Source organism: Peptoniphilus sp. HMSC062D09, from assembly GCF_001811425.1.
GTDB lineage: Bacteria > Bacillota > Clostridia > Tissierellales > Peptoniphilaceae > Peptoniphilus_A.
On record NZ_KV804722.1, the window covers coordinates 1 to 8,840 of the forward strand.

The window sequence follows — 8,840 nt, forward strand, 5'->3', positions numbered from 1 at the left end:
CCGGAGGTTCAAATCCTTCTCCCGCTACCATAAAAATATATGGCGGCGTAGCTCAGTTGGCTAGAGCATACGGTTCATACCCGTAGTGTCAGGAGTTCAAATCTCTTCGCCGCTACCAAATTTTAAAATACGGTTTGTGTTACATAAGCCGCTACCATATGAGGCCCTGTGGTCAAGCGGTTAAGACACCACCCTTTCACGGTGGTATCCCGAGTTCGATTCTCGGCAGGGTCACCAGAATGGACGCATAGCTCAGTTGGGAGAGCATCTGCCTTACAAGCAGGGGGTCATAGGTTCGAGCCCTATTGTGTCCACCAAAAATGGCCTGGTAGTTCAGTTGGTTAGAATGCCAGCCTGTCACGCTGGAGGTCGTCGGTTCGAGCCCGATCCAGGTCGCCAATATTATGCTAGTAATAAATTTTAATAAGCTGGTGTAGCTCAATTGGTAGAGCAACTGACTTGTAATCAGTAGGTTAGGGGTACAAGTCCTCCCACCAGCTCCAATAAATTTTATGGGATTTTACATGGAGGAGTTCCCGAGTTGGCCAAAGGGGACGGACTGTAAATCCGTTAGCTTAGCTTTCAGTGGTTCAAATCCACTCTCCTCCACCATTTAAAATTTAAATTTTTCTTATGCGGGTGTAGCTCAGTGGTAGAGCCCCAGCCTTCCAAGCTGGTTGCGAGGGTTCGATTCCCTTCACCCGCTCCAATAAGCACCTATAGCTCAGTAGGATAGAGCAACGGACTTCTAATCCGTGTGCCGGGGGTTCGAATCCTCCTAGGTGCGCCAAACCTAAAAATGCATTGGGGTGTAGCCAAGTCGGTAAGGCACCAGACTTTGACTCTGGCATGCGTAGGTTCGAGTCCTGCCACCCCAGCCAATAATATATGACCCATTAGCTCAGTCGGCAGAGCACTTGACTTTTAATCAAGGTGTCGCGCGTTCGAATCGCGCATGGGTCACCATTTTTAAAATTTTATATTTGTGGAGAGGTACCGAAGTGGTCATAACGGGGCGGTCTTGAAAACCGTTAGGGTGCAAGCCCACAAGGGTTCGAATCCCTTCCTCTCCGCCATTTTTAATCTGTGTTTATCACAGATTTTTTATTGAAAATTTATTCTTTGACCCATTAGCTCAGTCGGCAGAGCACTTGACTTTTAATCAAGGTGTCGCGCGTTCGAATCGCGCATGGGTCACCATTTTTTACATAGAAAATATTTGTTGGAGATTTACTCCCAAACAGATATTATATTGCCTTTTATTCTGTAGACTTATTCTACAGTTTTTTATTTTCTAAAATTTTATCTCACATTTTTCACTTGCTAAATATATATGTTATAATTAAAAAATGTTGGAGGAAATCTATGTTGAAGAAAAAATTTTATTTAGTATTTTATCTTGCTGCAATTATATTTATTTTATTTTTTACTCTTAATGGCAATAAATTTTATACTATAAAAGAGAAGGATATTGAAATTAAAAATAAGATAAGTCTTGAAAAAGAAAATTTTAATAATTACTCCTTAAAGTTGAAGGAAGACATTAATTACAACAAGTTATATGTTTATAAGTCAAAAAATGATGAATTTTATATATTTATTTATTCAAAATCTATTTTCTTTGATAGATATAATCTTGACGATGATTTTATGACTAAAGATAAATCAATTAATAGAGTGGCTAGTAATTATAAATACAAGAATTTTATTAATATTGATTTAGAAAAGGATCCTTTAAAAATTGATGTCAAGTCTGAAAAAAATGAAGACAGAAAAAATACCCTTATTAAATATCTTGTAGTTGTTATTGTAATTGCTTTTCTCGGCTATAGAAGGAATAAGAGGGAAAATTTTAAGAAATAGTCTATACCATAAATTTTAAAATTATAATAATTTAAAAACCCTAAGGTTGAATGATATCAACTTTAGGGTTTTACTTTTTTAGTTAAAAGAGTTTTTTAAAAGTTTATTGTAATAACTTTTTTTAGTTTTTAGATTTGATCTAAAGCTTGTTTTAGGTCTTCTATGATGTCGTCTGCATTTTCTAGTCCAACAGAAAGTCTAATTAAGCCTTCTGAGATACCTGCCGCTGCTCTTTCTTCTGCTGTGTAAGGAGAGTGAGTCATTGAAGCAGGGTGTTGGATAAGTGTTTCTGCGTCGCCAAGTGATACTGCAAGTGTGCAAAGTTTAACGCTATTCATAAGTTTAGCGCCAGCTTCTTTTCCGCCTTCTATTTCAAAGGCAATCATTGCACCAGGAAGTGCCATTTGTTTTTTAGCTACATCGTAATATTTGAAGGATTTAAGTCCTGGGTATTGGATGCTCTTAACTTTTGGATGTTTTTCCAAAAATTCTGCAACTTTCATTGCATTAGAACAGTGCTTATCCATTCTAATTTGAAGAGTCTTCATTCCTCTAAGGATTAGATAAGCGTTAAATGGTGCAAGTACAGCTCCTGTACAGTCTTTAATACCTACTAGTCTTACTTGGTCAATTAATTCTTTTCTACCAACTGCAAAGCCTGCAATAACATCGCCGTGACCGTTTAAATATTTTGTTGCAGAGTGAACTACCATGTCTGCTCCTAGTGTAAGTGGTCTTTGGATGTAAGGTGTACAATAAGTGTTGTCTACGATTACTAGACAGTCTTTATTCTTTTCATGAACTCTCTTAGCAACTTCTTCTATGTCGCAAATGTCCATGTTAGGGTTAGCTGGTGTTTCTAAGTAAACAATTTTTGTGTTGTCTTTCATTACATTTATGATGTTGTCAACATTTGTAATGTCAACGAAATCAACTTCGATGCCCATTTTTGATACTGAGTGTTCTAAGAAAGCGAAAGTACATCCGTAAAGAGTCTTTGCTGCTATCATGTGGTCGCCACATTTTACGAATGGCCAAATTGCTGATGTAATTGCACCCATTCCTGATGCTGCAGATACACAAGCTTCGCCTTCTTCAAGTAGTGCAACCTTTTCTTCTACTTGTTCGTTTGTTGGGTTGCCAAGTCTTGAATAGATATAGCCATCTTCTTCTAAGGCAAATCTACGACCGCCTTGTTCTGCATTGTCAAATATAAATGTAGATGTTTGATAAATTGGAGTAGCTAGTGCACCAAATTTGTTCTTTTCGTATCCACCGTGAATTGCCTTAGTTTCAAAATGCATTTTCTTTAGTTCGTCTTTACTATTCATAAATATCTCCTTTTCTTAAAATAATAAATCTAAAAGTTTTTCTTAATTAAACAAATCTAAAATTCTTTTTATAAAACAAATCTAATTTTTTCCATTTAAATTATTTTGCTGCTGCTTTATTTTCTTCTAGTGGCACATCATTTTCAAAATCCCATCCAGTTTTTGGATCTGCAAATCTAACAAAGATTGAGATTATTGCAAATACAGCAAGTAGTGCTTGATACCATAGGAAAGGTATAATTTGAACAGGGGATACAGCTAGGGCTCCTAGTTCTTTAGTAAGGCCAGCTGCGATTAAAACTTGTGCACCGTAAGGGATTATACCTTGCATTACGCAAGAGAATGTATCAAGGAAGGAAGCAGATCTTCTTGGGTCTACTTTGAAGTCCTTTGAAATTTCTTTGGCAACAGGGCCGTCAATGATAATTGCAACAGTGTTGTTTGCAGTTGCAGCGTCTGTTAAAAGAGTTAAAAGAGCAATTGAAACTTCTGCTGATTTAGCGTCTTTAGCAAAGCCTCTGATTTTTTGAACCAGCCACTCAATACCACCGTTACTAGATACCATATATGAAAGTCCTCCAGTTAATAGTGATAGTAAGAAAATTTCAAACATTCCACTAAATCCAGTAAAGATATTTTGAGCAAAAGTCATCATAGTGAGTCCACCAGTGATCATTCCAATTATACCTGATAATACGATACCACTAGTTAATACTAAGAATACATTCATTCCTGCAAGGGCAGTAATTAATACGAAAAGATATGGGATTATAAGTATAAAGTTGTAACTCAAATCGCCTAGGTCAACTTCGCCTTCAGGTTTTCCAACAACTAATAAAATTACAAAAGTAATAATAGCTGCAGGAAGTGCAATTTTAATATTTGCTCTAAACTTATCCTTCATGCCTACATTTTGTGTTCTTGTTGCAGCTATTGTTGTATCAGAAATAACTGATAGGTTATCACCGAACATTGCTCCACCAACAAGGGCTCCAAGAACAAGTGGTAGTGGAAGGTTACCTTTTGTAGCAACGCCAACTGCGATAGGTCCAACAGCTGAAATAGTTCCTACTGAAGTTCCTGTAGAGATAGAAATGAAACAACTGATTAAGAAAATTCCAGCTGTAACAAATTGTACAGGAATTAGAGAAAGTGCAAAGTTTACAACAGAGTCAACTCCACCAGAAGATTTAGAAACTGTTGCGAAAGCTCCAGCTAGTATGTAGATAAGACACATGATAATTATGTTTTCGTCTCCACAACCACGAACGAAGTCGTTAAATTTGTCATCGATAGAACCTTCAAACATAATAAATGCCAAAATAATAGCTGGTAAAATACATACGGGTGCTGCTACTTGGTAGAATGCCATTTCAACGCCCATTGCGTTAAGAATTAATCCAGTAGCAAGATATACGAGCACGAAAACTATAAAAGGTAGAAGTGCTGCACCATTAGCCTTAGGTTTTAAATTTTTGTTTTCCATAGATACCTCCTTAAAATTAACAAAAATAAAACAAGATTTTTCTACGAATTTTATTACTTATATGTTTTTAACATCAGCCTCCTTAAGTAGAATTAAAGGTAAATCATTAATAATATCGTTTTCAAAACTATTTTAATAATATGTAGATAAGAAACTTAAAATACCTTTAAGTCAATTATACTGGTTTTAAATGATTTTGTGAAGTCTTTATTCATTATTATGTTAATAAGTTACAAAAATAAACTTTAAAAAGAATAACGATTTCATACCGATAAGATAGACTAATATACTTCAAAGTATGAAATAATCAAGACTTAAATGATTATTTGGCAAGGAATAAATTAATCTTTCAAAAATATTTTTTCAAAAAAATTAAAAAATTTAGAAAATAAATTTTTCTTAACATAATCTTTACACCCTAAATGCTATACTAACTGTGAGGTGAGAATATGAAAGAATTTGTAAATCGAAAATTTTCATACGCGATGTTGATTTTATCCATTGCCTTTATTTTCTGGGGAGCTTATAGGTCAGAAGTGGATACAGTGCTTTCAAAAGCTATAAGAATATGTTTGGAGTGCGTTGGGATTGGATAAGTTAAAAAATCTTTTTAAAAAATTTAGAGAAAAAAGAAAGATAGTGCAAGGCTCTTTTGCTCTTCTTACAAATATACATATTCCAAATTTTTTTAAGGGAACTATTTACACGGGCAAGATGAAAAGTGCTTGCGTGCCAGGACTAAATTGTTATTCCTGTCCAGGTGCAGCTCTATCTTGTCCCATAGGTTCCTTTCAAGCTGTTGTAGGGTCGTCAAAATTTAATTTTGCCTACTATGTGACGGGCCTCATGCTTTTATTTGGAACTGTGTTTGGAAGATTTATTTGTGGATTTTTGTGTCCCTTTGGATTTTTTCAGGATTTAATTCATAAAATTCCATCGAAAAAATTTAGCACTAGAAGATTTAGTTTTTTAAAGTACATCAAGTATTTTATTTTGGTCTTTGTAGTTTGGTTATTTGGAGTATTTTTGACAGATGAGTTGGGATTTGCATCTCCATACTTTTGTCAGTACCTTTGCCCACAGGGAATACTTGAAGGAGGAATCCCTCTTTCACTAGCAAGCAAAAGTATAAGGGGAGCACTTGGCAATTTATTTTTGCTAAAGTCAGGAATTCTCGCCCTAGTGATTATACTCTCAATATTCTTTTACAGACCTTTTTGCAAATACTTATGCCCACTGGGCGCCTTTTACGCACTAACTAATAAATTTTCTTTTTATCAATACCATGTAAATGATTCTTGTATATCATGCGGAAAATGTAAGAGGATTTGCAAAATGGATGTAGACATGTCAAAAAATCAAAGAGCCTTGGAGTGCATAAGATGTGGTGACTGCATCAAAGCTTGCCCAACATCTGCGATTTCCACCTCATTTAAAAATAATAAAATCAATAATTTAGAAGAAGGAGCAAGATATGAATAAAATTTTTAAGAATATTAGTAAAATTTTTGTGCTATTGTTTTTGGCACTTGCCATGACTGCTTGCACAAGCAAGGCGCCAGAAGGACCTACTGTATCAAGTGGAGACTCTTTCCCAAAATTTGACGCAGTAGATTTCAAGGGCAATCCAGTAAGTAGTGATGTCTTTAAAGACAGTCCTGTTACAATAATGAGCATCTGGTTTACAGGTTGTAAGGGCTGCATAGACGAAATGCCTACCCTACAAAAAATTTCTGAAGAACTAAAGGACAAAAATGTAAAGGTTATGTCAATTTGCCTTGACACTTATGAAGATAAAAAAATTAAAGAAGAGGCTGAAAAAATTATTGAAGCAAAGGGAGTTAAGTACCCAAATCTTGCTGTAAAACCTTCTGAAGAAATAGACAACTACCTCAAAAACTTGACAGCTTTTCCTACAACTCTTTTAATTGGAAGAGACGGAAAAATTATTGACAACATAAGTGTCGGTTCACAAGAAAAAATTGATGAACTATACAAAAAAATTGACGAAATAATTGCCAGTGAAGGAAAATAAATTCACTAGCTTAAGATAATAAATCCTCATTGATACACCTATTTTGACTCATGCTTGCATGGGTCTTTTTTTTTAATTTGTAGATAAAATTTTTAAATGTTGCATATGCAACAGAAAGTTATTAATTTTTATATTAAAATTATTTTAGAAGTTAAAACTTACTAATTTAAAAGGTGGGATAATTATGAGTATGTTTTGTTTTCAATGTCAAGAGACTTTTAAAAATTCTGGCTGCATAAAAAGAGGTGTCTGCGGAAAGACAAGTGATGTTGCAAATTTGCAAGATTTTTTGATTTGGATTTCTAAGGGACTTTCTGAAATTGCAGTAAAAAGTGAAAGGGAAAATAAGGAAGTTGTAGACAGAGTTATTTTAAACCTATTTACAACTATTACAAATGCAAATTTTGATTTTTCTCAAATTAAAGATAGAATTTGTGAAACAATTGATATGATGAATTCTTTAAGAGAAGATAAAAATTATAGCGAAGCTGCAAAGTGGTCATCAAAGGATTTTTCTGAAATAGAGGAAAAAATAAGTTCAGGCGAAGTTTCTATTTTAGCTGAAGAAAATGAAGATGTAAGAAGTTTAAAGGAGCTAATAACGTATGGACTAAAGGGCATGGCTGCTTATGCGAGACATGCAAAAGTTTTGGGTTATGAAAGTGAGAAGGTAAATAATTTTATCTTAACTACAATGGCTGAACTTTTAAGAGAAAAAAGCCTAGACGAATTAGTTGCACTTACTCTTGAAACTGGTTCTATGGGATATCTTGCTATGGCGACACTTGATAAAGCAAACACAAAGACTTATGGCAATCCAGAAATAAGTAATGTAAATATTGGCACGAGAAATAAGCCTGGAATTTTAGTTTCTGGTCACGACTTAAAGGATTTTGAAATGTTACTTGAACAAGCCAAGGATTCTGGCGTGGATATTTACACTCACTCAGAAATGCTTCCTGCAAATTATTATCCAAGCTTTAAAAAATATGAAAACTTTGTGGGAAACTATGGCAACGCCTGGTGGAAGCAAAGAGATGAGTTTGAAGCCTTTAATGGACCAATACTAATGACGACAAATTGCATAGTGCCTCCAAAGGATTCCTATAAAGACAAATTATTTACAACTGGTGCTGCAGGATACCCTGGTTGCAAGTATATCGAAGAAGATGAAAAGGGTCACAAGGATTTTTCAGAAATAATTAAACTTGCAAAGACTTGCAAGGCTCCAGAAGAAATTGAAAAGGGAAGTATAGTTGGTGGTTTTGCTCATAGTCAAGTCATGGAACTTGCCGACAAGGTTATTGAAGCTGTAAAAAATGGCGACATCACAAAGTTTATTGTCATGGCTGGCTGCGATGGAAGAATGGCTGATAGAGAGTATTACACAGAATTTGCAGAAAAACTTCCAAAGTCTACAGTGATTTTGACAGCAGGTTGTGCAAAATATAGGTACAACAAATTAAATCTAGGGGACATCAATGGTATACCAAGAGTTTTAGATGCAGGCCAATGTAATGATTCTTATTCACTAATTCAAATTGCCCTTGCCCTAGTTGACGCTTTTGGAGTGGAATCTGTTAATGATCTTCCACTTGTGTACAATATTGCATGGTATGAACAAAAAGCTGTTATAGTTTTACTTGCATTACTTTCACTTGGTGTAAAAAATATTCACCTTGGTCCAAGTCTTCCAGCTTTCTTATCTCCTAATGTTACAGATGTTTTAGTGGAGAAATTTAATATTGCTGGCATTTCAAATGTTGAAGATGATATAAAAAATTTAATAATTTAATAATTTAATAAAAAATCTTTGTTTTTATTTTTCTTAGCCTTATAATAAAAAACAATTAATAAATAAAATTTTTGGGAAGAAGAGTAACTTAAAATTTTGAGCAAAGAGAGCTTCGCCCAGGTGAAAGAAGTGGATGAGTTTTATGTGAACATGGCCTTCTCTAGGAAATATGGATATTAGGTATTTACGGGTCTTCCCGTTATAGAAGTAGAGTATGATTGTCCTTGAAGGGGTCGCTTTCGTGAGAAAGTGATATATTAAGGTGGTAACACGAGCTTTCATCCTTAGGGATGAAGGCTCTTTTTTTGTACGCTTTAGCATGAATAAACC

General features: G+C 34.8%; 7 protein-coding genes and 12 tRNA genes. 17 read left to right on the forward strand and 2 right to left on the reverse strand.

The window, feature by feature from the left end:
* Positions 1–41: 41 nt before the first annotated feature.
* From HMPREF2801_RS05565 to HMPREF2801_RS05625, 13 genes are all read left to right on the forward strand, one after another.
* Positions 42–118 (forward strand) — tRNA-Met (locus HMPREF2801_RS05565).
* A gap of 44 nt (positions 119–162) precedes the next feature.
* Positions 163–237, forward strand: a tRNA-Glu gene (locus HMPREF2801_RS05570).
* Positions 238–241: 4 nt separating this feature from the next.
* A tRNA-Val gene (locus HMPREF2801_RS05575) sits at positions 242–317 on the forward strand.
* Between the two features lie 5 nt (positions 318–322).
* Positions 323–399 (forward strand) — tRNA-Asp (locus tag HMPREF2801_RS05580).
* 28 nt (positions 400–427) lie between these two features.
* Positions 428–503: transfer RNA gene (locus HMPREF2801_RS05585), tRNA-Thr, on the forward strand.
* Positions 504–526: 23 nt separating this feature from the next.
* Positions 527–612, forward strand: a tRNA-Tyr gene (locus HMPREF2801_RS05590).
* Positions 613–635: 23 nt separating this feature from the next.
* Positions 636–709, forward strand: a tRNA-Gly gene (locus tag HMPREF2801_RS05595).
* A 4-nt stretch (positions 710–713) separates the two neighbouring features.
* Positions 714–790: transfer RNA gene (locus HMPREF2801_RS05600), tRNA-Arg, on the forward strand.
* Between the two features lie 15 nt (positions 791–805).
* Positions 806–881 (forward strand) — tRNA-Gln (locus HMPREF2801_RS05605).
* Between the two features lie 9 nt (positions 882–890).
* A tRNA-Lys gene (locus HMPREF2801_RS05610) sits at positions 891–966 on the forward strand.
* A gap of 21 nt (positions 967–987) precedes the next feature.
* Positions 988–1,076: transfer RNA gene (locus HMPREF2801_RS05615), tRNA-Ser, on the forward strand.
* A gap of 48 nt (positions 1,077–1,124) precedes the next feature.
* A tRNA-Lys gene (locus tag HMPREF2801_RS05620) sits at positions 1,125–1,200 on the forward strand.
* Between the two features lie 165 nt (positions 1,201–1,365).
* Complete coding sequence (locus HMPREF2801_RS05625; RefSeq protein ID WP_070611110.1) at positions 1,366–1,863, forward strand: hypothetical protein; 498 nt, start codon at positions 1,366–1,368, stop codon at positions 1,861–1,863.
* Between the two features lie 128 nt (positions 1,864–1,991).
* On the opposite strand, the gene megL is transcribed toward HMPREF2801_RS05625, so the two are convergent.
* Positions 1,992–3,194 carry a methionine gamma-lyase gene (megL, locus tag HMPREF2801_RS05630; RefSeq protein WP_070611111.1) on the reverse strand — a complete coding sequence of 401 codons (1,203 nt, stop codon included), beginning with the start codon at positions 3,192–3,194 and terminating at the stop codon, positions 1,992–1,994.
* A gap of 100 nt (positions 3,195–3,294) precedes the next feature.
* Complete coding sequence (locus HMPREF2801_RS05635; protein ID WP_070611112.1) at positions 3,295–4,680, reverse strand: Na+/H+ antiporter NhaC family protein; 1,386 nt, start codon at positions 4,678–4,680, stop codon at positions 3,295–3,297.
* Between the two features lie 449 nt (positions 4,681–5,129).
* Here HMPREF2801_RS05635 and HMPREF2801_RS09320 point away from each other — a divergent pair, with 449 nt between their 5' ends.
* The 4 genes from HMPREF2801_RS09320 to hcp all read left to right on the forward strand — a co-directional run bounded on the left by HMPREF2801_RS09320 (position 5,130) and on the right by hcp (position 8,510).
* The gene (locus tag HMPREF2801_RS09320) at positions 5,130–5,276 is read left to right on the forward strand and encodes a CD1871A family CXXC motif-containing protein (RefSeq protein WP_168162838.1); all 147 of its coding nucleotides are present in this window, start codon (positions 5,130–5,132) and stop codon (positions 5,274–5,276) included.
* Positions 5,269–6,162, forward strand: a complete 894-nt coding sequence (locus HMPREF2801_RS05640; RefSeq protein ID WP_070611114.1) for a 4Fe-4S binding protein — start codon at positions 5,269–5,271, stop codon at positions 6,160–6,162. The genes HMPREF2801_RS09320 and HMPREF2801_RS05640 overlap by 8 nt, the downstream gene beginning before the upstream one ends.
* Complete coding sequence (locus HMPREF2801_RS05645) at positions 6,155–6,715, forward strand: TlpA family protein disulfide reductase (protein ID WP_070611116.1); 561 nt, start codon at positions 6,155–6,157, stop codon at positions 6,713–6,715. Before HMPREF2801_RS05640 ends, HMPREF2801_RS05645 begins: the two co-directional genes overlap by 8 nt.
* Positions 6,716–6,905: 190 nt before the next feature.
* Positions 6,906–8,510, forward strand: a complete 1,605-nt coding sequence (gene hcp, locus HMPREF2801_RS05650; RefSeq protein WP_210394461.1) for a hydroxylamine reductase — start codon at positions 6,906–6,908, stop codon at positions 8,508–8,510.
* Positions 8,511–8,840: the final 330 nt, after the last annotated feature.

Excerpts from the sequence above, each read along its gene's own strand:
- HMPREF2801_RS05645 (WP_070611116.1), top strand. The coding sequence starts at position 6,155 with ATGAATAAAATTTTTAAGAATATTAGTAAAATTTTTGTGCTATTGTTT.
- HMPREF2801_RS05625 (WP_070611110.1), top strand. The coding sequence starts at position 1,366 with ATGTTGAAGAAAAAATTTTATTTAGTATTTTATCTTGCTGCAATTATA.
- HMPREF2801_RS05635 (WP_070611112.1), bottom strand. The coding sequence starts at position 4,680 with ATGGAAAACAAAAATTTAAAACCTAAGGCTAATGGTGCAGCACTTCTA.
- megL (WP_070611111.1), bottom strand. The coding sequence starts at position 3,194 with ATGAATAGTAAAGACGAACTAAAGAAAATGCATTTTGAAACTAAGGCA.
- HMPREF2801_RS09320 (WP_168162838.1), top strand. The coding sequence starts at position 5,130 with ATGAAAGAATTTGTAAATCGAAAATTTTCATACGCGATGTTGATTTTA.
- hcp (WP_210394461.1), top strand. The coding sequence starts at position 6,906 with ATGTTTTGTTTTCAATGTCAAGAGACTTTTAAAAATTCTGGCTGCATA.